This is a genomic window from Paenibacillus sp. RU5M (assembly GCF_900221055.1).
Lineage (GTDB): Bacteria > Bacillota > Bacilli > Paenibacillales > Paenibacillaceae > Paenibacillus > Paenibacillus marchantiae.
In genome coordinates, this window is sequence record NZ_OBQM01000002.1 from 637,609 (window position 1) to 660,424 (window position 22,816).

Here is a 22,816-nt window from a genome sequence, read left to right on the forward strand (position 1 = left end):
GTTCACCTCATGCTTCCTTGCTTATCGTTGTACTGTCTCCATAATGAAGGCTTCGATAATGTCGCCTTCTTTGAGATCATTGTATTTATCCAGCGTGATACCACATTCGTAACCTTGGGCTACTTCTTTGGCATCATCTTTGTAACGTTTCAGGGAATCCAGCTTGCCTTCGTAAAGGACGATGCCATCACGAATCAGACGTGCTTCCGCGGAACGCGTAATTTTACCGGAGGTAACCATACATCCAGCAATGGTACCGACTTTACTAATGGAGAACGTGCTACGAACTTCAGCATGACCGATTACTTTTTCTTTGTAAATCGGATCAAGCATACCTTTCATCGCTTGTTCAATTTCTTCGATAACGCTGTAGATAACGCGATGCAGACGAACGTCTACTTGCTCTTGATCCGCAGTCGCTTTCGCCTGATTATCAGGACGAACGTTGAAACCAATGACGATGGCATTGGATGCTGCAGCCAAAATGATGTCGGACTCTGTGATTGCACCAGCGCCGCTATGAATGATTTTCACGCGTACACCTTCAACTTCGATCTTCGCAAGGGAACCTTTCAATGCTTCAACCGAACCTTGTACGTCACCTTTGATGATTACGTTCAGATCTTTGATTTCACCATCTTTGATGTGTTGGAACAGATCATCCAATGTCACACGTGTGTTTGTACCCAGATCGGATTCACGTTGTGTAATGGCACGTTTGTCGGCGATAGAACGCGCTTTACGCTCGTCTTCAAACACCATGAACGGATCTCCCGCACCTGGAACTTCAGTCAGACCAGTAATTTCTACAGGTGTTGAAGGTCCAGCTTCTTTTAAACGGCGACCTTTGTCATTCACCATCGCACGTACACGACCGAAGCAGTTACCTGCAACAAAAGCATCTCCGACTTTCAATGTACCGTGCTGTACGAGAATACGGGCAACTGGGCCACGTCCTTTATCCAGCTCGGCTTCGATCACTGTACCACGGGCACGTTTGTCCGGGTTCGCTTTGTACTCGTTCACTTCTGCAACGAGCAGAATCATTTCAAGCAGACCTTCTAGACCGATTCTTTGTTTCGCCGAAACGTTAACAAAGATGGTGTCGCCGCCCCACTCTTCCGGAACGAGTTCATAGTTGGTCAATTCTTGTTTTACTTTATCCGCATCTGCACCCGGCTTGTCAATTTTGTTGACAGCTACGATAATTGGAAGCCCAGCAGCTTTGGCATGGTTGATCGCCTCAACGGTTTGTGGCATAACACCGTCATCTGCAGCTACAACAATAATGGTAATATCCGTAACCTGTGCTCCACGTGCACGCATAGCAGTAAACGCTTCGTGACCTGGTGTATCCAGGAACGTAATTTTTTTGTTGTTAATTTCAACTTGATAAGCACCGATATGCTGCGTGATGCCGCCTGCTTCTCCGCCCGTTACATTCGTTGAACGAATCGCATCAAGCAATGTTGTTTTACCATGGTCAACGTGACCCATAATCGTAACTACCGGTGGACGAGACTGCAAGTCAGCAGGATCATCATTCTCTTCCAGTGTTTCGAAACGGTCATCTTCAAGGACAATTTTCACTTCAACCTCAACACCGAACTCTCCAGCAAGCAGCAGAATTGTTTCGATATCAAGCTCTTGGTTAATCGTTGCCATTACACCCATTGCAATGAGTTTTTTGATAACTTCGGAAGCATCTTTATGGAGCAACTTCGCTGTTTCACCAACAGTCATGTCACCACGTACGATGATTTTCTTAGGTGTGTTATCAATTTTCTCACGTTGTTGGTACTGTTGTTGATTTCTGTTGCGATTGTTCTTGCCGCCACGATTACCGCGGAAGTTGCCGCCACGGTTGTCATCATAACGACGTCCACCGCCACCGCTGTTCGAACGGTTGCCGCTATTGTTGTTGTTGCTGGAATTACCTTGGCCGCCTCTGCGTTGGCCTTGTGCTGAGCTCTGTCCTTGGCCACCGGTACGGTTGCCGCCAGTGCCAGTGTTGCCACCGCTGTTCGGTCCAGCAGTTCTTGTTTGCCCGCCACCGGTGTTCGATGGACGTTGACCCGTACTTTGCGGACGGGATGCTGTGCTGCTTTGTCCACCTTGAGCTGGTCTTGGACGGTTAGTTGATTGTCCTCCTTGGCTTGAGCCTTGGGAAGAGTTCGTTCTGTTGCGGCTGTCTTGGCCGCTAGGTCTTTGGGAGCCATTGTTATTGTTGGAGTTTGGTCTATTGTTCATACCTACCTGCTTTTCCTGTTGTATTTTTGTTTGTACGGGACTACCGGATGGGTTGCTGCTGTTCGGCGTGTTCACTCCGCCGGCCGGCTTGTTGCTGTCCACTGTTTTGTCACTGCGCACTGACGAAGTAGCAACGGATTTTGCTTCGCTGCTTTGTTTGGAAGCGGCAGTGGATTTTATGTCTTTAAAAAATTGTTCCACCTTACCGACTGAACCATTCTCCATGACACTCATATGATTGTTTACGGGAATATCCAGCTTTTTAAGAATGGTTATAATTTCTTTACTACTCATATTAAGGGACTTCGCATATTCATAAACTCGCAATTTATCCTTGTTTTCCTGTTTACTCAATATACTCCACCTCCGACATTATACCGACTTGCTTGGAGATCATTTTTGCAAACCCTCGATCCGTTACTGCAAGAACAACCCGCGTTTCTTTACCGATACTTGAACCCAGACTATCCCGGTCAAATCCGATCACCAGTGGAACTTTATATGTCCCGCATTTGTCGCGAAATTTCTTTTGTGTATTGGCCGAGGCGTCACCCGCAACAATAACCATTTTAGCTTCGGAAGAACGGATCGCTTTAAGTACAATTTCTTCACCTGTCACAAGTTTGCCTGCGCGCATGGAGAGTCCCAGATAAGACAATGTTTTATTATTCATCATGTTCACGCTCCTGTGCTGCTATGAATTCGTCTTCTACCGCAACGAAATCAGCTGCCAATTGCTCATAAATTTCCGGTGAGACTTTGCCCTTTAGCGCCCGATCCAAAGACCGGTTTTTGAGTGCAAGCTTAAAACAGGACTCTTTGCCGCATAAATAAGCACCACGTCCGGACTTTTTGCCAGTCAAATCGATCAGCACTTCATCCTCTGGCGTTTTAACGATACGGATCAGCTGCTTTTTGGGCATCATTTCCTGACACGCCACACATTTGCGCAGCGGCACTTTTTTAGTTTTCATACGTTAGCGCCCCCCGTGCTTTACTTTAATCGACGGAGACGGAATCTTGGTGCATTTCCGAAGAAGAATCTTTCTCTCTGCCGAATTCCTGTTCCGCCTGGCTCTCGCTCTTAATGTCGATTTTCCAACCGGTCAGTTTGGCTGCCAATCGGGCATTTTGGCCTTTGATCCCAATGGCGAGGGACAGTTGATAGTCAGGAACAATAACCCGAGCCATCTTTTCTTCCTCGAATACTTGAACTTCCAATACTTTGGAAGGACTAAGTGCATTAGCCACATATTCGTCTACCTGATCGGAGAAACGAACGATGTCAATTTTTTCACCGCGCAGCTCACCCACAATGGTCTGCACGCGGATTCCCTTAGGACCTACACATGATCCAACCGGATCAACTTCCTCATTGCGGGAATGAACAGCAATCTTGGAGCGGAAGCCCGCTTCACGTGCGACGGAGCGAATCTCGACTACACCGTCAAAAATTTCAGGTACTTCCAGTTCAAAGAGACGTTTCAGCAAGCCCGGATGTGTACGGGACAAAATGATTTGCGGCCCTTTGGTCGTATTCTCGACCTTGGTGATGTACGCTTTGATACGGTCACCATGAACAAACTTCTCGTTCGGCATCAATTCGGTCAGCGGCAATGCCGCTTCGATTTTGCCCAGATCGATGTAGATATTGCGCAAATCCTGACGCTGCACCACTCCCGTAACGATATCTTCTTCCTTATCAACGAAAGCGTTGTAGATCAGGCCGCGTTCGGCTTCACGAATCCGCTGGGTCACTACCTGTTTGGCAGTCTGTGCGGCGATACGTCCGAAATCACGCGGCGTAACTTCAATCTCCGCAATATCTTCCAGCTGGAAGTGTGGGTTGATCTCTCGTGCAGCAGGCAATGAAATTTCGGTACGTGAATCCAGGACTTCTTCCACGATCAATTTGCGGGCGTATACCCGGATAACACCCGTATTGCGGTTCATGTCAACACGCACATTCTGGGCGGTGTTGAAATTACGCTTGTAGCTGGAGATGAGTGCTGCCTCAATCGCTTCAAACAGCACATCCTTGCTGATCCCTTTTTCCCGCTCCAATTCATTCATTGCTTCAATAAAATCCATACTCATGAATGTTGATCCCCCTTTCAAACATGGCATCTCATACGTAAAACGGCGAAAGGCTCTAGACTCATGAGCACCTTGCCGTTATCGTGAGATGTGTCTTTTTTCATAAATAAGTGAACAAGGCACTTAAAACAGAATGGCCAGGCGCGCAGTCGCAACCTTGTCATAAAGAATGGCATGCTGTTTCTTGCCTGCTTCGATCACAAGTTCCCCGTTATCAAAGGAAAGCAGCTTGCCTTCAAATTCCTTTATACCATTTACCGGCTCGTAGGTTGTAACAAATACATTTTTGCCTACGGATTTGGCAACGTCCTCCGGTTTCTTCAGTGGACGCTCCGCACCGGGAGAAGACACTTCAAGGAAATAGATGGTCGGAATCGGATCGTTCTCATCCAGCTTGGCGCTTAGCTTTTCGCTGATCAAGACACAATCGTCGATGTCGATGCCACCCTCTTTGTCGACATACACCCGTAAAAACCAGTTGCTGCCTTCTTTGACGTATTCGATGTCAACCAGCTCGAAGCCTTGTTCGTTCAAGTAGGGTTGGATCATTTCTTCCACGGTAGATTTAATGTTCGTTGTGCTCAAAACCGATAACCTCCAACTTAGGTTACACCAGCAAATATGGACTGGCAATTTCTTCATTACCCAAGATTCTTGTATACCAAAGACTAAAGAGTGGGTTTCCCCACTCTTTAGAAATTCGTACTATCTCGTTCACTTCAAAAATTATAACATAGTCTGGTAATAGTGACAAGTAAGCGATCACTCAGCCATTTTAACTACTAATGAAGAAAAATTTACGTCATCACATGACAGACCATAATTAGATACGCAAAATGCCATTTTAGAACAAGGATAATTGATTGCTTTCCGGCAAACCACGGAAGCAACCCATACTCGTCAGCAGCTCAACAATTGTTTTACTTGCTTTGGATTTCTGCTGGAAATCTTCAATCGACAAAAATTCTCCATGCTCTCTTGCCGCAGCGATATTGCGTGCTGCATTATCCCCGATTCCTCCCAGTGCCGAGAACGGAGGAATAAGTGAATTTCCGTCAACGATAAACTTCGTCGCTTCCGAACGATACAGATCAATCGGCTTAAGCGAGAATCCACGTGCTGCCATTTCCAATGCCATCTCAAGGACAGGCAGCATATTTTTTTCTTTTGGCGGCGCCTGGAAACCTAATTGTTCAATCTCTACGATCTTCCGATAGATGGGCTCATAGCCCTGACATACCAGCTCAATGTCAAACTCATCCGCACGAACTGTGAAATATGTCGCGTAGTATTCAATGGGGTGATACAGCTTAAAGAAAGCTGTACGCACTGCCGAAATAACGTAAGCGGCCGCGTGGGCCTTTGGAAACATGTACTGGATTTTAAGACAGGAGTCAATGTACCATTGCGGCACCTTGCATTTTTTCATCTCATCAATCCATTCTTGCGGCAAACCACGTCCCTTACGCACACTCTCTGTAATTTTAAAGGCAAGACTGGCGTCCATGCCCGCCTTATAAATCAGGAACAACATGATATCATCCCGGCAACCAATTACCGTTTTGATGTTACATGTTCCATTTTTGATTAGATCTTGTGCGTTACCGAGCCATACCCCCGTACCATGAGACAATCCGGAGATCTGGAGTAGATCGGCAAAAGAGGAAGGCTGGGATTCGACAAGCATCTGACGTACAAATTTCGTCCCCATCTCCGGTACACCAAAAGTGGCAACTGGTGAACGAATCTGCTCTGGAGTAACACCCAGCGCCTCCGTTGAGTTAAACATGCTCATGACCTTAGGATCATTCATCGGAATGGTCGTTGGATCGATACCCGTCAAATCCTGCAGCATCCGCATCATGGTTGGATCATCGTGCCCCAGGATATCGAGTTTAAGCAAGTTCTCTTCGAAGGCGTGATAGTCAAAATGTGTTGTTTTCCACTCCGCATTAACGTCATCTGCCGGGAATTGAACAGGCGTTACATCTTCCACTTCAATATAATCCGGTACAACGACAATACCACCAGGATGCTGTCCTGTGCTACGTTTAACCCCGGTACAACCGGAAGCCAAACGGTTCAGCTCAGCCCCGCGCCATTTCTTATGATGCTCTTCCTCATATTTCTTGGCAAAACCAAACGCTGTTTTCTCAGCGACTGTACCAATTGTGCCCGCACGGAACACACTCTTTTCGCTGAAAAGCACCTTCGTATAGTTATGGGCATGCGGTTGATAATCACCCGAGAAGTTCAAGTCGATATCGGGAACCTTGTCCCCTTTAAAGCCAAGGAAGGTCTCAAACGGAATATCCTGCCCTTCGCCTTTTAACCGGCCTCCACAATCAGGGCATTCTTTCTCAGGAAGGTCAAATCCACTCGGCACACTGCCGTCGAGGAACCACTCACTGTGCTTACACTCCGGATTCACACAAATATAGTGTGCTGGCAACGGATTAACCTCGGAAATGCCCAGGAAAGTAGCAACTACAGACGAACCAACCGATCCCCGGGAGCCGACTAGGTAGCCGTCCTGATTCGATTTTTTAACCAAACGTTCCGAGATCAGATAGTTGGCAGAGAAACCGTATTTGATGATTGGATTCAATTCTTTCTCCAGTCGTGCCACAATGACTTCCGGTAGCTCCTCACCATAAATCGACTTGGCGGTATTATAACAGGTATTACGGATTTCATCGTCTGCACCTTCCAGAATCGGGGTGAACAGCTTGTCCGGGAACAGCTTGATTTCCTCGAACCGATCCGCCAATTCAACCGTATTCGTAACGACGACTTCGTAGGCTTTATCTTGGCCCAGGTACTGGAACTCTTCCAACATTTCATCCGTCGTTCTTAGGTGAGCATCCGGTTTACGTTGGTCTTTGAGCGGACTGAAGCCGGTAATTCCGTGAATTGTGATATCCCGATATAGCTTGTCACGTGGCTCCAAATAATGCACGTTACCTGTGGCGATTACCGGTTTCCCCAATTTTTGACCAATGTCAACCACTTTACGAACCGCGAGCTTCAATTCCTCTGGTGTAGCCACCAGTCCTTTGTCCACCAAATGCATATACATCGTCAGAGGCTGGATCTCCAGAATGTCATAGAAATGCGCGATCTCTTCCGCCTCTTCAAGCGATTTGTTCAGCACAGCCTCGAAAAACTCACCTTTTTCACAACCGGATAAAATAATGAGACCTTCACGCAAATTGATCAGCTTTGATTTCGGAATACAAGGCACCCGTTTGAAATGCTCCGTATGGGAAAGGGATACCAGTTTATATAGATTCTTTTTGCCGACATCATTCAAAGCATAGATTCCACAATGGAATGGACGCGTATTCGAGAGATCAACTCCGACATAATCGTTAAGCCGGTCAAGCATGGTCAAGCCTTTCATTTGGGCAGCATCATTAAGCAATCCATTCAGTATTCCTGCGAGCGCAATCGTATCATCAATCGCCCGGTGATGACTTTCCAGTGCTACTTTATATTTATCCGCCAGCGTATTCAGACGGTGGTTCTTCATTTTTGGATATAACAACCGTGCCAATTCCAACGTATCGAGGACAGGGTTCAGAAGCTCAGGCATACCAAGCTGTTTCAGCGAAGCCTGAATAAAGCCCATATCGAATCGCGCATTATGCGCAACCAATACGCCATCTCCGGCAAACTTCACAAAATCACGGATAACCGGTTCTAGCTCAGGTGCATCCTTCACCATTTCATCGTTAATGTTAGTCAACTGCTGAATGTTATATGGGATGCGCTCATGCGGATTTACAAACGTAGCAAAGCGGTCAATTTCTTTACCGTCCTCTACCTTCACAGCCGCAATTTCGATAATCTTGTTCTGGGTTACAGACAGACCTGTGGTCTCAATATCAAAGACGATATATGTCGCTGATTTGAGTTCCAATGGCTGTGGTGCCAGTACAACAGCAACTGAATCGTTCACCACATTGGCCTCAAGGCCGTAGATCATTTTAATTCCGTTTTTCTTGGCCGCTTTGGATGCCTCCGGATACACCTGCACACCGCCATGATCACTTACGGCGATAGCCTTGTGTCCCCATTCCGCTGCAGTTTTTACGTATTTGTCGATCGAAGTTACGGCATCCATTGTACTCATTGTGGAGTGCAAATGGAACTCAACCCGTTTCTCAGCTGCATTATCCTTACGGGATGGTGGTGCCTTTACTTCTACCAAGTCTGAAGGAATCATGGCAAGTTCCGGAATTTGCATAAACCGGTCGTATTCTACACGGCCACGCACTTTCACCCATTTTCCATTGGCTAGTAGGCTCAGGATTTTGACATCCTCTTTTGTTTTGGCAAACATCTTCATTTGCATGGAATCTGTGAAATCCGTCAGATAAAAAGTAAACAAGGTATTCCCGTTCCGCAATTCCTTGCGATCCAGACCGAAGACCGTTCCCTGCAACGTAACCTTTTTCTCTTCATCTTGAATTTCCTGCATAGGTACAGGTGGTTCCTTGATCTCATATCCCATCTGTAAGCGAACATCGCCCTGTTCTTCCTCTTCAGGCATTTCGGAGTCCACTTCACTCATCATCTGTTCGATAACTTGAAGCTCTTCTTCCCGCTTCTTGAGCTGGAATTGTTCCATTGCCTCTTTGTTGCTTTCAACCTCACCAACCAGCAATTTGACCCGCAAGGGAAGTTGAAAATACTTATCGTAAAAAGTAGTTATAGCCTGATCGATCTGCTTCTTCTTCGCGAGCTCCATCGACATGGCATCACTCATAGTCAATTGCAGCAGATCCGCTTCACATTCGAACTTGGTACGATTCATCCAACCATTAACAGATGGAATCTCCCGTGTAACCCACTCAAGGAACAAGTTCCAATACTCACTGACAATATCACCAATCTCGACCTGCTCACTATATTTGAAACCAAACGTAATCTTGGAAATATGATTCATTTTCTCCTGAATGTGCAGGCAAAATGTTCGATAGATTGGAGCAGGAACCAAGGTATCCTTTGCAATCACAATAGTCCAGTCGCGGTTGCTACGGCTTGTCTCCACCCGTTCAATCCATCCATCCAAAAAGTAGGGCTCTATTAGGCCAGCTGGAAGCTCCGTCTGTTTCATCAACAACTCAAATCGTTTTCTCTTCTCCTCGAATCCACTCATCGTGTTCCTCCTTGTACCCCCTTAAAACAGGAAAAGCCTCTGCATTCAAAAATGTCCCCGATCCGAACCCGCACCGACTCATTTTATCCGACAGAAGCTCTCCATTCCTTACTCTTACAGTCCGTATGTGCCGTTATATAAATTGAACAAAAAGATATTTACACTTACCACTCCGATAACAGAACAACCTTCCGATCGCTGTTATCCCCAGATTTTTTGATTCCCTTTTACAAAGGGGAAAATCCGGGGATAAAGGCGCAGCGTATGCTTCCGATGTAGCTTTCTTTCAGAAAGCTTTTAGCTCCGCTTCTTCAGGTTATTTCTGTTCTCTACGTTCTCATGTAAATGTTTAGTTCAATCTATATAGTCAGGTTATCCTGACTTAATACGCTCTTGCAAACACTACCGTGTGTTTCGCTTGTTCACCACAAGCCAGACACGTATGCTTTTCTTCCGCAGGCTGGAACGGAATGTTCCGGCTTGTTGCACCTGTTACTTCTCTTACTTTATCTTCGCAAGCTTCTGAACCGCACCATCCAGCCAGTGTGAAACCGCGCTTGTTTTCCATCAATTCCTTCATCTCATCAAGCGTATCTACAGAGTAGAAGTTGTCCGACATAAACGTTCGAGCACGTTGCAGCATATCGGCTTGCACTTGAGTCAGCATAGTCTGGATTTCTTCCACCAGATTTGCTTGTTCAACGACTTTCTTCTCTCCCGTAATCCGGGAAACGAGAACACACACACCGTTCTCCATATCACGTGGACCAATTTCGAGACGAATCGGAACACCACGCATCTCATATTCGTTGAATTTCCAGCCTGGACGAACATCACTGCGATCATCCATTTTCACACGAATTCCCGCTTGTTTCAGTTCAGCGAACAACTCGTCCGCACGGCCTACAACGGCATCACGTGTTTTTGGCGGTCCAATTGGAATCATAACCACTTGTGTTGGTGCAACTTTAGGAGGAAGAACCAGACCACGGTCATCCCCGTGAACCATAATTAACGCACCGATCAGACGTGTGCTTGTTCCCCATGAAGTGGTGTGAGCCAGTTCCAACACATTGTTGCGGCTAAGATACTGGATCTCAAATGCTTTTGCAAAATTCGTACCCATATAATGAGAAGTTCCGGCTTGTACCGCACGTCCATCCTTCATCATCGCTTCGATGGAGAAGGTGTCTACAGCACCTGCAAACTTCTCGGATTTTGTTTTCTGACCTGTAATGACGGGAATCGCCAGATATTCTTCCACAACTTCGCGGTAGATTTCAAGCATTTTCATCGTCTCTTCACGTGCTTCTTCTTCTGTCTCATGCGCCGTATGGCCCTCTTGCCACAAGAACTCGGTTGTGCGAAGGAAAGGCAGTGTTCTCTTCTCCCAGCGAACCACGTTCGCCCATTGGTTGATCAGCACCGGCAAGTCACGATACGACTTAATCCACTTGGAGTACATGTGACCAATGATGGTTTCCGAGGTTGGGCGGATCGCCAGACGCTCTTCCAGCTTTTCTCCGCCGGCTTCCGTTACCCAAGGCAATTCGGGATTGAAGCCTTCAACATGTTCTTTTTCTTTTTGGAAAAAGCTCTCGGGAATGAACATCGGGAAGTAGGCATTACGATGACCCGTTTCACGGAAACGACGGTCCATCTCATCCTTGATATGCTCCCAGATTTCGAAACCGTCTGGTTTGAAAACAATACAACCGCGTACGGGTGAATAGTCCATGAGATCAGCTTTTTTAATAACATCAATGTACCAGCGTGAGAAATCCTCGCCCTGAGGTGTAATTTCAGTCACGAACTGTTTATCATTTTCCTTTGACATAAGACTCCAGCGTCCTCCCATAACGACTATCTCTGAATAGTCAGAGCGTAGTCAAACCATAATTATCCGTTAATTAATCGTAATATATCATTGTATGTTACTGCTAGCATCAGTACAAACAACATCGCGAAGCCGACAAAATGAACCATGCCTTCCCGGTTGGGGTCAACAGGTCTGCCTCGCAGACCTTCAATTCCGAGGAATACAAGACGGCTTCCGTCTAGCGCAGGAATCGGCAACAGGTTGAAAATACCGAGGTACAGACTCAGAATAGCTGCCCATCTCGTCAACTGTTCAATACCCTGCTTCGCAATTTGGCCTGTTACTTCAAAAGTACGCACAGGACCACCAATATCATCCATGTTAAACTGATTGATCAAATGTTTGAAGCCTTCAAAGATTACTCTGGTTGTATCGACCATCGCTATCCCTGACACTTTAAAGGTTTCTACAAATCCAACAGATCGGGTTGGCAGTGTTGGCACAATTCCGACCTTACCGCCTTCTTGACCTTCTACTGCACGAGGTGTGATCGTTATATTAAACGTTTCATTCCCCCGACGCAGTGTCCATTCCATCGGTTTGTCTTTGGAATCGGCAATCATCGTCACCATTTTTTGCGAATCCGTACCAATAGCAGTACCATTGATCGTCTCAATGATATCTCCCTTTTGCAAATTCGCCTGGTAGGCAGCTCCACCTTCAAGCACTTCACCAATTTCCAGATTTTTCGGATTCTCAACTGGAACCCCAGCCATTTGTGCATAGACTGCAAATAAAACAAATGCCAGGATGAAATTCATGAGTGGTCCGGCAAAAATCGCCATTGCCCGCTGACCCACCGTTTTACTGCCAAATTGGCGATCTTTCGGTGCAATCTGGGTTTGTTTTCCACGACTAACCAACATCGCTTGCGGATGTATCCGGTACTGCTGAATTTCACCATCCACATCGAGTTGCAATTTCAATGCATTCTCCATATCAATAGAGATCACTTCACCACGAATTACATTTTTGCGATTATCCAATTGATCGAGGTAGATCATTTTGACTTGGTCATCAGCCGACCTTACTGCAATGGTCTGACCTTCTTGAATTTCTACCAGTTCCGGGTCTTCCCCAGCCATACGTGCATATCCGCCAAAAGGCAACAAACGCAGTGTGAACTGGGTCTCGTTTCTTTTATATGAGAACAATTTGGGACCAAAACCGATCGCAAATTCCCGTACAAGAATACCGGCGCGTTTGGCAAAATAATAATGTCCCCATTCATGAACCGTCACGATGACAAAGAACATGAGCACCGTTAGAAATACCACTTGTATGGTTTCCAATCCCTATCCATCCTCCTTCACGGCACGAACCGCAGTCTGTCCCTTTAGATTATCATTATTCTCTGATGCCGCACAAGAGAATCACTTCTTCCATTTTATCTTGAAAAAAGAGATTACAGACTGAACGCAAGTTGACGGCTCTCCTGATCACATCTTGCGATTTCCTCTAGATCAGGCCCGTCCACATTGCGGTGTGCTTCCAGCACAGAAGCAATAATATCCTCTATTTTAAGGAACGAAATCTCTTTACGCAAGAAACGCGCTACGGCAACCTCGTTGGCTGCATTAAACGCCGTTGTTGCGGTTCCCCCCATTTTACCACACTCGTATGCCATTCTTAAACAAGGGAACCGTTCCATATCCATCTCCCGGAAATGCAGCTTGCCCACTTGCGTTAGGGAGAGACGTTGTGAAGGCGATGGTAAGCGGTCTGGATAGGTCAGTGCATACTGAATGGGAACGCGCATGTCCGGATTGCCAAGCTGCGCAATAATGCTCGTATCATTAAACTCCACGTAGGAATGAATGATGCTCTCCGGGTGAAGCAATACATCAATCTGATCATAACTTAGTCCAAAAAGCCAATGCGCTTCAATAACTTCCAGACCTTTATTCACCATCGTTGCTGAGTCTATCGTGATCTTCGATCCCATGGACCAATTCGGATGTTTGAGTGCATCTTCTACAGTAACTTCCTTTAGCTGTTCACGAGTCAAATCACGGAATGATCCTCCAGAGGCCGTAAGTGTAATTCCCATCACACGTTCACGAGGTTCACCATTCAAGCATTGGAAGATAGCCGAGTGCTCACTATCCACAGGCAGAATCGGTACCCCTTTCGCAGCCGCTCTGGCAGTAACAATATGTCCTGCTGTAATTAGCGTCTCTTTGTTAGCCAGTCCGATCTGTTTGCCTGCATCAATAGCAGCCAGGGTCGACTCAAGCCCAACACTCCCCATTACAGCAGTAACAACCGTATCTGCATCCGTTCCGGCAGCAACTTCAACCAGTCCTTCTTTGCCATAAAAAAGCTGTGTTTCGACAGGTAAGTGCGGTGCCACAGTCTCTGCTAACTCTTTTGAGCCAACTGATACCTTTTGGGGTCGATAACGCTTTGCTTGCTCAATCAGCAGCTCTATATTGCTCCCAGCAGCCAGTCCCTCTACTTGAAAGCGTTCGGGATGCATATCGACTACATCCAGTGTCTGAGTTCCAATGGAACCGGTTGACCCGAGAATCGCAATTTTTTTCATGCTGCACCTCATCTTTATTTATCCAATGCCTATGACGAATAGTTCGTCATATGGCTTGTGCTCATTTTTAATAGGGCAGAAGCATTAGTATATGTACGAATGGAAAAACGACAATCCAGCTGTCGCATCGATCCAGAATACCGCCATGCCCCGGGAGCAAAGTGCCGGAATCTTTGATGTTATACACACGTTTGTAAGCAGACTGAATCAGATCTCCCATTTGTCCTACAACCGCGCATGCAATTCCAATCCATACCGCTCTTTGCCAAGACAACAAGCCGTCTGACACCAATGCAAAAACAACAGAAGTGACTACCGCGATCACTACACCACCCAGTGCACCTTCCACCGTTTTGTTAGGACTGATCGACGGCCAAAGTTTGTTCTTCCCGATAAGTTTCCCTACAAAATATGCACCTGCATCACTTGCCCATATGGAGCCCAGAAGCAGAAACGTCCAGAACAACCCATGATGCAAATGTCTCGATTCCGCGATGTAATAAAAACCGATCCCAATATACATTACTCCAAGAAAGAGCATGGCAACAGTGTTTACAGGAATCTTGTTTTTAGTTACCACAGAGGCCGTCATTAATACAAGCATCACAAGCCATCCGATCTGGAATAACGTTAGTGGTCTGGCTTCCCAAACCATTTCCCAAGGAAACACAATCGCAAAGATACCTGCATAACCGATTAGGGCTACACCTGAAAAAGGCTGTACCCCGGTCATTTTTACAAATTCATAATAACCGATGAGAGCCATAAGCAGTACCAAGCCATGGTACCAGGGTCCGCCCAGCATGCAAAAACCCAAAAACAATACACCTGCTATGATTCCTGTCGTTAATCGCTGTTTCAACGGCTTCATCCTCCATCTATTTCAAACCGCCGTAACGCCTTGTTCTGCGCTGATATTCGGCTACTGCTTCAAGCAAATGCTTTTTGCCAAATTCGGGCCAGTATATATCCGTAAACCATAATTCGCTATATGCAAGCTGCCAAAGCATGAAATTGCTTAATCTCAACTCTCCGCTCGTCCGGATCAGCAAATCCGGATCAGGCATATCTCCAGTGAGCATATGTCTGTCAATGAGTTCAGGCGTAATGTCGTCTGCCGATAGTTCCCCCGACTTTACCTGCAGAGCGATCTGTTTGACACAGTCCGTCATTTCGCGACGACTTCCGTAGTTCATTGCAAAATTCAAAACAAGCCCTGTGTTATGTTCCGTAAGACGAATAGCTTCACGCAAAGCATTAATAGTATGGGAAGGCAAGTGCTCCTCCTGGCCCATCATACGGATGCGTACATTTTTTTCTATAAGCTCATCCAGTTCTATCGCCAAAAATTCTTGCGGAAGCCGCATCAGAAAATCCACTTCTTCTTTTGGACGCGTCCAGTTTTCTGTCGAAAAAGCGTACATCGTCAGATATTTGATGCCCAGTTCATCCGCCGCGATGGTCGCACGTTTGACCGCCTTCATCCCATTCTGGTGGCCAGCTATTCGTGGGAGACCCAAACGTTTCGCCCATCGTCCATTGCCGTCCATAATGATGGCGACGTGCTGCGGGATATTATCCTCGGATATAGTCAGCGTTTCCTGCTTGTCAGCCCCATTCCACCACGACCGAACCCGTTTGATCATTCCTGTTCCTCCAAAATCCCTGAAGTTTCTTCACCTGAAGCTTGGAAAAAGAGACAAAACCCCACCGTATTGGAGGGGCTGCGCTTGTCTTACACTTCCATGATTTCTTTTTCTTTGGCAGCGAGTACCTTATCGACTTCAGCAATAAACTTGTCGGTCGATTTTTGGATATCGTCCTGATGTCTCCGGGATTCATCCTCGGAAATGTCTGACTTCTCCATTTTCTTAATGTCATCATTCGCATCACGGCGAATGTTACGAATCGCTACTTTACCTTCTTCACCGAACTTCTTCGTCAGCTTCACAAGTTCCGCTCTGCGTTCTTCCGTCAATGCCGGAATAGACAAACGGATCATGCTACCATCATTGGCTGGAGTAAGACCCAGATCCGATTTCATGATGGCACGCTCGATATCACCCATGGAAGATTTGTCCCAAGGTTGAATCATCAGTGTACGGGAATCCGGAGTACTGATATTAGCGAGTTGATTCAATGGCGTCATAGCCCCATAATACTCTACCTGAACTCGGTCCAGAAGAGCTGGAGTTGCACGGCCTGCACGCAAAGTAGCCAGGTCACGACGCAATGCTTGAATTGCTTTTTCCATACGCTCTTCGGCATGTTGTTTAACCGCTTGTGGCATTAATCTACACTCCCTTTAACGATTGTTCCGATACGTTCACCCAGAACAACACGCTTGATGTTACCTTGTTCCGTAATGGCAAATACGATCAACGGGATGTTGTTGTCCTTACAAAGCGAGGATGCCGTCGAATCCATTACACCAAGGTCTTTGTTAAGAATATCCATGTAAGTCAACTGATCAAATTTCACAGCTGTACTGTCCTTAAACGGATCTGCTGAGTATACACCATCGACTTTATTTTTGGCCATCAAGATAACTTCTGCTTCAATCTCCGCTGCGCGCAGTGCTGCTGTTGTATCCGTGGAAAAGAACGGGTTACCTGTACCTGCTGCAAAAATAACAACCCGGCCTTTCTCCAGATGACGAATAGCTCTACGACGAATATAAGGCTCTGCAATTTGTTGCATGGCAATCGATGTCTGTACGCGTGTAGGCACTTCAATCTGTTCCAGTGCATCTTGCAGGGCGAGCGAGTTCATAACCGTCGCCAGCATCCCCATATAATCGGCAGTTGCTCTATCGATGCCGTTTTCGCTACCGGCAATTCCGCGCCAGATGTTTCCGCCGCCGCATACGATAGCAACCTGTACACCTAGTTCAACTACTTCTTTTACTTGCTGGGCAATCGACGAGATCGTCTCTGCATCAATACCGTAGCCATTTTGACCGGAAAGAGACTCTCCGCTGACCTTTAAGACAACACGTTTAAATACTGGCTGTTCCAATTATTCACCCTCCACTTTGAATTGAACACCCTCGATGTTCAACCAACAAAACTCCTCGCGCATGGCCTCCTGCTTAAAAAGAAAGGAACACAGTTGTGTTCCGCTCTTTTAGGAAAAACGTTTAACCGGTAAGGCACTGTTTTCCTGAGATATAAGGGAGTTTACGCTTCGAAGTTTCATCATTCTTATATCTTCGAAAATCAATCCTGCTTGCCGGTTTAGTAAAACCGTCTTATTTGTTTACTTGGGACATTACTTCTTCTACGAAGTTGTCTACTTTTTTCTCAAGACCTTCACCCAGTTCGTAACGAACGAAACGACGGATGGAGATATTTTCACCAATTTGGCTGATTTTTTCGTTCAGCAATTGGGAGATCGTTTTGTCTGGATCTTTAACGAAAGTTTGTTCCATCAGGCAGTACTCTTCGTAGTATTTACCGATACGGCCTTCAACCATTTTTTCAATGATTTTCTCTGGTTTGCCTTCATTAAGAGCTTGAGCTTTCAGGATTTCTTTTTCTTTTTCCAGCTCATCTGTAGGAACTTCTTCGCGTTTAACGAATTTAGGATTAGCTGCAGCGATTTGCATAGCTACATCTTTAACGAAATCCTTAAATTGATCCGTTTTACCAACGAAGTCAGTTTCACAGTTAACTTCAACCAAGACACCAATGCGTCCACCAGCGTGGATGTAAGATTCTACAACGCCTTCAGTTGCTGCACGGCCTGCTTTGCTTGCTGCTGCAGAAAGACCTTTCTCACGCAACAATTCAGCTGCTTTTGTTACATCACCGTTTGCTTCTTCCAGTGCTTTTTTACAATCGAGCATACCAGCGCCCGTTCTTTCGCGAAGTTCTTTTACTGCACTCGCATTAACTGCCATTATAAATTCCCTCCAACATTAAGTATTGTACGTACACTCTAAAAAAAGGGCAGTGAGAGGTTATCCACCTGCCAACCACCCTTTTCATTTAGTTTATAACATATGTTCGAATCTATTAAGCGGAAGTTTCTTCGCCTTGGTTAGCTTCGATTACTGCGTCAGCCATTTTACCTGTCAGCAATTTAACAGCGCGGATCGCGTCGTCATTACCTGGGATAACATAATCGATCTCGTCCGGATCGCAGTTAGTATCAACGATACCTACAATTGGGATACCCAATTTGCGAGCTTCCGCAACAGCGATACGCTCTTTGCGTGGATCGATGATGAACAGGGCGCTTGGCAGGCCTTTCATATTTTTAATACCGCCCAAGAATTTCTCCAGACGATCTTTTTCTTTGCGAAGCAAGATTACTTCTTTTTTAGGCAATACAGCGAATGTACCGTCTTCTTCCCAAGCTTCCAACTGTTTCAAACGATCAATACGTTTTTGAATAGTTTGGAAGTTAGTCAGGGTACCGCCGAGCCAGCGTTGGTTAATGTAGAATTGACCAGCACGTTCAGCTTCTTCTTTAACGGAATCTTGAGCTTGTTTCTTAGTACCCACGAAAAGAATTTTACCATTCTCTCCTGCGATTCCTTTAACGAAATTGTAAGCCTCTTCGACTTTTTTCACCGTTTTTTGCAAATCGATGATGTAAATTCCGTTTCTTTCAGTGAAGATATAACGATCCATTTTTGGGTTCCAACGACGAGTTTGGTGACCGAAGTGTACCCCAGCTTCGAGAAGCTGCTTCATGGAGATTACTGCCATCTTCACACACCTCCTAATATGGTTTTTATTGTGTCCTCCGCCGGCATCATTTTTCGCCAAGACTCTCCATCAGGAAAGCACCCTCAACAAAATTAGCACATGCGTGTGTTTTAACACCGTTATCTAATATAGCATAACTGATTGCCTGATGCAACAGTCTTTCAAAGCAAATTTCCGTTCCTTCATGGCGACACAAAACTTGTCATTATTTATACAAAAAAACCGCCCTTCCTGAGCGCACTCAGTTTGACGGTTCTTTTGTAATCTTGGCAATAATAGATTTGAAACTTTCGCCTTTTTCCAAGTCATAGGTCCCGACTTGTATTTTGGTATTAATTCGCTCTGCTCTGCCAGCCTTAATAAAAGCTTGTGCACTATCTACAATACCGGCTTTCTCCAAATTCCCCGCCACAATGGCCAGACTGTTTCCTGAACGTACTTTGAAAGATACGGTAGCCGCAACTTCGGGACTGTTAGGAGTTGACGGCTCGATCGTCTCTGGCTGAGTGACTTCGTTCTGTTTGTCGCTTTCATTGTTGACAGGTTGCTTTGGATTGTCGGGTTGCTCCGGTTTCACAGCAGAATCTGTGGCTTCAGGTGCCGTTGCCGTTTTTCCCTGTAGTTCACTGCTTTCCTGTTTCTTCTTATTTACCCACTCAGCCTCTGTATACAGCTCATCATCAGAAGCTACAAGCTTCATATCCATGCTCTTGGCGGCCGCTTCCAGCTGTTCCTTCGTCAGGTTGGCTGTAGCCAGCTCGGGGTCGAGACTACTCTCAGACAATGCGTTTTGTCCAACCGTTGCCAGCTGCAGCAATACCGCACCAACAATCATACCACTTCCAAGTCCAATCCATAAGGAGCGCTTGTCCATCTGTTAGCTCTCCTCCCGTTCTGCCAGCTGCAAAATCAGCTGTACTTCTCCACGTTGTATGCCCGTCTGCTTGGCAATAGCATCCACTGACTTTCCTTCGGCATATAAATTAAACAACTCTGCATATCGGTCCTTAATGGATTCACGTAGAGGCGTAGATTCTTGTTCAGAGGTCTGCTCTTCTGCTTCTGACACCTGTTGGGCCGAATCTGCTCGCACACTGTCTACAAGCGCTTGAGCTTGCAATCCGCTTGTGCTATGTACCGGAATTATATTGGAGGATGCGTCTGCTTCTGTCGTTTTACTTTCTTCCAGTTGATCCAGCCTCCGCTGTAATTCCTGAAGCTGTGATTGCATACGCTGATCTGCCGCCGTCGCCTCACCCTTCATTTCAGCAACACGCTGAATGAGAGCATCATTGTCGTTTTCTATCTCAGCCATATAATGTTCAAGCGTAGATTCCATCTCTTGCACCAGGTGATGCCCAGGCTCCTGCACTTTGTTTTTCTTGGGCATGATAAGCGCGTATGCAATTGCGCAGGCTCCTAATATGACAATAATGATCCATGGTGACAAATTGGGTTCTCTCCTTTTAATGCAGCCATCGGTGCTCAAGACTACATGTGAGTCACATGTCATCCATTACAACGACAGGTCAATATGTTTTCCTTTGTATGGATGCTCGGCAGGTTTGACAGTTTCCAGCGCTGAAGTAGCTTCAGGTTCGTTGGAGCCGCTCTGCTGCTCTTTGTTTCTAGATTGACCATCGCGTACATCTGTGTGCGCTGTTTCATCCAGCGCCTCGCTTCGTTGCCTTGCTTCATTTGCTTCTTTGGCCGTTTGTTCCGCTAGCAGGGTCTGGTCAATGACCGGTCTCTGCTGGGCTTCATTCTGATAACGCCCCGCCTCACTTGTTCTAGGTACGGCAATCTGCAACTCAACCGCTTTGAAACTCATACGCTCACCTCTCGGTATCGAATGGATTTCTTCATGTGCTTGAATGCTGTACTTAAACGAATGGAACCATTGTTATATCCCCATCATGATAATAAAAAGATATTCGACTTACCGGATCTTTAATAAATTTGGTGTATCTGCCGATAACTATTCTAGAGCCTCCATAAATCATCTTATGAATATCAACGCGAGCCCTGCTTGTATCTTCAAGAACCTTCTCAATTTCAAAGATACGTGTTTTGGTTTCCTCGCTAAGACGAAGGGCAGATTTTTGTGTAGCACTCAGTTTGATTCGCATGGACATTCTATCCGGGCTCAGTTGGCCTGCAGCAGCTAACTGATCCAATAATGTCAAAGCTTTTTTCGTTTTATCCAAAGCATCCATCTGCTCTCTGACTTCCTTACGCAAGTCACTCAACTCATTACGGAGCTTAGGCAATACCCCTACTTCAATGGAAGTCACAGTAGACATACTGTTGCCAACGACGCGTGCTGAGACGTTTTCTCCAGCCTGGATCGACCCGCCAACGATAAGCCCTTTGGTGCCTTCACAGATTACCGCATGACCTGCACGAATCGTGGAATGCATAATACTTTGGGATACCAGGACATTTTCAGCCGCATCGACGTTGCCTTCTTGAATAAAGGTACATTTCACATTATGTCCTGCTTGTATAAGCCCTTTGTTATAACCAATAATACCGCCGGTAATTTCGACAGAGCCACCTGCTTCCAGCTCCGCTCCCTCGACACCTCCGACGACACGTATATCCCCTGCCGCTTTTACTTTAAATCCGGTAAGCACATTGCCGCGAATGACAACTGTACCCACAAAATCGATGTTACCGGTGTTATAATCCACATCGCCATTGACCTCGTATACCGGAAACACATTCAATTTGTTGCCGTCTGTTTTGGTAACCAATCCATCCAGAGCGGCATACATCGCAGATCCATCAGGGTTAACGACAACATTTTTCCCCACTTTGAAGCGTGCTTCTTTCCCTGGACGAAATGGTATTTCTTCACCTGTTACAGCCCTTCCCACCGTGCCGTCCACAGGAGGAATTCGTTCGGCAATGATTTGACCTGTTCGAACATTGTTTAAGCGAGTGACTTCTTTGTAATCGACTGTTCCGTTCTCTGCTTCCAAAGGTCGCCGTTCATTGGAATCGTCCATGCCCACTAGCACTTTAATAAAGCCATTCGTTCCCGGTACTGGTTTAATACCTTCGGCAATCTTGTATCGATCCTTCACATAAGTCTCAGGATGACTCACAAAAACAAGCAGCGCTTCGCGCAGCACACCATACTTAATACCCTGACTCGCTATAAATTTTTCGAGTTCATCCGGTGTACAGGTAAAACCTTCTTCCTGTTTGGAAAATTCAAGGTAGGCCGTACTTTTATCATCTGATAAAACAATGCTCAAACACTGTTCCAAAACAGTCTGCTGTGTCAATGCATTTCTTCCCCCTTTAGACTTTCCACTCCCCAATATCCAATGTTAAAGCTCTCTATTCATATATTACTATATTAATCTTTACGCATAAGCAAGTCTTTTTGTTTATCCAGCGTTCCACGTAACCGTAAGATGGCCTTTGAGTGCAGCTGCGAGATACGTGACGGAGAAAGAGACATAACCTCAGCAATCTCACTAAGAGAAAGATCTTCATAATATAAAAGTGAAACAACCGTTCTCTCTTTGACCGTCAATTTTTCAAGCCCTTGCACTAAAGCTTCTTTTAAGTAGAATTCATTTACTTTATAATCCGGGTTTTTGGCTTTTTCATCGACCATTAATGAAAGTCGAGTCTCAGACTCTTCTTCACGAATCGGGTCTTCCAGAGAGCAAAGCGACATAACAGCCACTTCCTGAAGCATATGTTGAAAGTCTTTCGTAGACACGTCGAGATATTGACTCATTTCTTCGTCACTAACAGAGCGCAAATATGTCTGCTCTAGTTGCTGGTAAGCATCTTCAATCCGCTTCGCTTTCTCCCGCACGGAACGAGGAACCCAATCTCCCTGACGCAAACCATCAAGAATTGCACCGCGCACCCGCCAGGATGCGTACGTCTCAAATTGAAGACCACGTTCATAGTCAAATTTCTCCAACGCATCAATCAATCCCATAACTCCATTGCTCTCCAGATCATCTTTCGGGACATTTTTGGGCAGACCAACAGCCAAACGCCCGGATACGTAGTTTACAATATGAAGATATTTTTCGATCAAACTTTTCTTGGCTTCAAGATCGCCTTGTTCTTTCCACTTTTCCCACAAGTCAGCATGGTTCAAATGTGAAGCTTTACGCTCGTTCAATTGCTTTCAC

At 45.9% G+C, this 22,816-nt stretch carries 20 protein-coding genes; all 20 read right to left on the minus strand.

Annotation, left to right across the window (positions count from 1 at the left end):
* Positions 1-21: 21 nt before the first annotated feature.
* The 20 genes from infB to CRO25_RS08755 all read right to left on the minus strand — a co-directional run bounded on the left by infB (position 22) and on the right by CRO25_RS08755 (position 22,806).
* Positions 22-2,604, minus strand: a complete 2,583-nt coding sequence (infB, locus tag CRO25_RS08660) for a translation initiation factor IF-2 (protein WP_079694672.1) — start codon at positions 2,602-2,604, stop codon at positions 22-24.
* Positions 2,597-2,926, minus strand: a complete 330-nt coding sequence (locus CRO25_RS08665; protein ID WP_029880929.1) for a YlxQ family RNA-binding protein — start codon at positions 2,924-2,926, stop codon at positions 2,597-2,599. The genes infB and CRO25_RS08665 overlap by 8 nt, the downstream gene beginning before the upstream one ends.
* Positions 2,916-3,224, minus strand: coding sequence for an RNase P modulator RnpM (gene rnpM / locus CRO25_RS08670; RefSeq protein ID WP_053783828.1), 309 nt, complete (start codon positions 3,222-3,224; stop codon positions 2,916-2,918). The genes CRO25_RS08665 and rnpM overlap by 11 nt, the downstream gene beginning before the upstream one ends.
* Before the next feature lie 25 nt (positions 3,225-3,249).
* Positions 3,250-4,347 (minus strand): transcription termination factor NusA, encoded by a 1,098-nt coding sequence (gene nusA, locus CRO25_RS08675; protein WP_063566378.1) that lies wholly within the window; start codon positions 4,345-4,347, stop codon positions 3,250-3,252.
* Positions 4,348-4,470: 123 nt separating this feature from the next.
* Positions 4,471-4,932 (minus strand): ribosome maturation factor RimP, encoded by a 462-nt coding sequence (rimP, locus tag CRO25_RS08680; protein WP_079694673.1) that lies wholly within the window; start codon positions 4,930-4,932, stop codon positions 4,471-4,473.
* A 259-nt stretch (positions 4,933-5,191) separates the two neighbouring features.
* Positions 5,192-9,511 carry a PolC-type DNA polymerase III gene (locus CRO25_RS08685; protein WP_079694674.1) on the minus strand — a complete coding sequence of 1,440 codons (4,320 nt, stop codon included), beginning with the start codon at positions 9,509-9,511 and terminating at the stop codon, positions 5,192-5,194.
* A 382-nt stretch (positions 9,512-9,893) separates the two neighbouring features.
* The gene (gene proS, locus CRO25_RS08690; RefSeq protein ID WP_063566380.1) at positions 9,894-11,348 is read right to left on the minus strand and encodes a proline--tRNA ligase; all 1,455 of its coding nucleotides are present in this window, start codon (positions 11,346-11,348) and stop codon (positions 9,894-9,896) included.
* A gap of 62 nt (positions 11,349-11,410) precedes the next feature.
* The gene (gene rseP / locus CRO25_RS08695; protein WP_063566381.1) at positions 11,411-12,682 is read right to left on the minus strand and encodes an RIP metalloprotease RseP; all 1,272 of its coding nucleotides are present in this window, start codon (positions 12,680-12,682) and stop codon (positions 11,411-11,413) included.
* 113 nt (positions 12,683-12,795) lie between these two features.
* The gene (locus CRO25_RS08700) at positions 12,796-13,935 is read right to left on the minus strand and encodes a 1-deoxy-D-xylulose-5-phosphate reductoisomerase (RefSeq protein ID WP_079694675.1); all 1,140 of its coding nucleotides are present in this window, start codon (positions 13,933-13,935) and stop codon (positions 12,796-12,798) included.
* A 67-nt stretch (positions 13,936-14,002) separates the two neighbouring features.
* A complete protein-coding gene (locus tag CRO25_RS08705) occupies positions 14,003-14,797 on the minus strand; it encodes a phosphatidate cytidylyltransferase (RefSeq protein WP_063566383.1) in 795 nt (264 codons plus the stop codon).
* 16 nt (positions 14,798-14,813) lie between these two features.
* A complete protein-coding gene (locus CRO25_RS08710; protein WP_063566384.1) occupies positions 14,814-15,581 on the minus strand; it encodes an isoprenyl transferase in 768 nt (255 codons plus the stop codon).
* Positions 15,582-15,670: 89 nt separating this feature from the next.
* Complete coding sequence (gene frr, locus CRO25_RS08715) at positions 15,671-16,225, minus strand: ribosome recycling factor (RefSeq protein ID WP_063566385.1); 555 nt, start codon at positions 16,223-16,225, stop codon at positions 15,671-15,673.
* Positions 16,225-16,953, minus strand: a complete 729-nt coding sequence (pyrH, locus tag CRO25_RS08720) for a UMP kinase (RefSeq protein WP_024630245.1) — start codon at positions 16,951-16,953, stop codon at positions 16,225-16,227. Before pyrH ends, frr begins: the two co-directional genes overlap by 1 nt.
* Positions 16,954-17,185: 232 nt before the next feature.
* Positions 17,186-17,836, minus strand: coding sequence for a translation elongation factor Ts (tsf, locus tag CRO25_RS08725; protein ID WP_017689154.1), 651 nt, complete (start codon positions 17,834-17,836; stop codon positions 17,186-17,188).
* 115 nt (positions 17,837-17,951) lie between these two features.
* Positions 17,952-18,650, minus strand: coding sequence for a 30S ribosomal protein S2 (gene rpsB, locus CRO25_RS08730; RefSeq protein WP_017689155.1), 699 nt, complete (start codon positions 18,648-18,650; stop codon positions 17,952-17,954).
* A gap of 241 nt (positions 18,651-18,891) precedes the next feature.
* Positions 18,892-19,524: an endolytic transglycosylase MltG gene (locus tag CRO25_RS08735; protein ID WP_079694676.1), complete on the minus strand. Its 633-nt coding sequence runs from the start codon at positions 19,522-19,524 to the stop codon at positions 18,892-18,894.
* A 3-nt stretch (positions 19,525-19,527) separates the two neighbouring features.
* The gene (locus CRO25_RS08740) at positions 19,528-20,100 is read right to left on the minus strand and encodes a DUF6115 domain-containing protein (RefSeq protein WP_063566387.1); all 573 of its coding nucleotides are present in this window, start codon (positions 20,098-20,100) and stop codon (positions 19,528-19,530) included.
* Positions 20,101-20,166: 66 nt separating this feature from the next.
* Positions 20,167-20,481, minus strand: coding sequence for a hypothetical protein (locus CRO25_RS08745; RefSeq protein ID WP_063566388.1), 315 nt, complete (start codon positions 20,479-20,481; stop codon positions 20,167-20,169).
* Between the two features lie 52 nt (positions 20,482-20,533).
* Positions 20,534-21,943 (minus strand): DUF342 domain-containing protein, encoded by a 1,410-nt coding sequence (locus CRO25_RS08750; RefSeq protein WP_079694677.1) that lies wholly within the window; start codon positions 21,941-21,943, stop codon positions 20,534-20,536.
* A 74-nt stretch (positions 21,944-22,017) separates the two neighbouring features.
* Positions 22,018-22,806 (minus strand): FliA/WhiG family RNA polymerase sigma factor, encoded by a 789-nt coding sequence (locus tag CRO25_RS08755; RefSeq protein ID WP_072732409.1) that lies wholly within the window; start codon positions 22,804-22,806, stop codon positions 22,018-22,020.
* Positions 22,807-22,816 lie beyond the last annotated feature (10 nt).